1 pseudogene is annotated in these 508 nt (G+C 60.4%); it reads left to right on the forward strand.

What is annotated here, in order from left to right:
* Nucleotides 1–115, forward strand: a pseudogene (locus GFM02_RS34805) (VUT family protein); the annotation flags it as partial.
* Nucleotides 116–508 lie beyond the last annotated feature (393 nt).

Consider the following 508-nt stretch of genomic DNA (forward strand, 5'->3'; position numbering starts at 1 on the left):
TTCCTGGGCGATTGGCGATTTCGCCGTGAAGATGATCGTCGGCCTCGTCATGCTGCTGCCCTATGGCGCGCTGATGAACGTGTTGCGGCCGATGCAGGCTGCTCGGGCCAGCTAGAGCCTTTCCGGGTTAGATTGAAGCCTTCTGCCGGAGCAGGTTTTCGTCAGGGCAGAGGCGATTGGCGACGGGCATACCCGTTGGTACGTCCGAGCCGATCGCCTTTGTCCTGGCGGAAAGATGCCCGGCCCTTCGGGTTGGCTGAAACGGGCCGCCTGATCGACCGGCCGGCTTGGCCGTAGAGCTTGGCTACGACACGCGCCGGCCGGTCGACCATCCGACTCCGTTTGAGCCAACAGAATGCTTCAATCTAACCCGGAAAGGCTCTAGAGCCTTTCCGGGAAAAGTGCGAAGCGGTTTTCCGTCCGGAATTGCGTCAAAACAAAAGGCTAGAGCGGTCCTGCGTTTCCGTTAAAAGCCGAACCGCTCTAGCTGAAGTTACCGACGCCGCCG

The sequence above is a fragment of the Rhizobium leguminosarum bv. viciae genome (genome assembly GCF_012276115.1).
Taxonomy (GTDB): Bacteria; Pseudomonadota; Alphaproteobacteria; order Rhizobiales; family Rhizobiaceae; genus Rhizobium; species Rhizobium leguminosarum_T.